This window comes from Frankia sp. Mgl5 (genome assembly GCF_023242985.1).
Classification (GTDB): Bacteria; Actinomycetota; Actinomycetes; order Frankiales; family Frankiaceae; genus Parafrankia; species Parafrankia soli.
Genome location: NZ_JALKFY010000101.1, coordinates 1 through 278 on the forward strand (window position 1 = coordinate 1; position 278 = coordinate 278).

General features: G+C 54.3%; 1 pseudogene. It reads right to left on the reverse strand.

Features of this window, described 5'->3' with window-relative positions:
* Window positions 1–278, reverse strand: a pseudogene (locus tag MXD62_RS08545) (transcriptional regulator); the annotation flags it as partial.

The window sequence follows — 278 nt, forward strand, 5'->3', positions numbered from 1 at the left end:
CTACCCGATTGATATGATCCAATATTTCGTCCGTTGTCGCAGTTGCCGGATTAATCGGGTATTTGCTCATGGCACGCTTAGCCATCTCTTGCCCCATCCGAAAACCCATCTTAATCAAGGCAGCTTCACCGGCTTCTCCCAAGGAAAGCAGGCTCTCGATCGCGATATCGGCGAGCAGCTGGTAGTCGCGGGGCGGGAACTGCAGACTGACGACCTGGTCAGAGAGCGAGTAGAGGCGACTGGGGCGCCCTCCCTTTCCGCTTTTATCAGAAATAGAT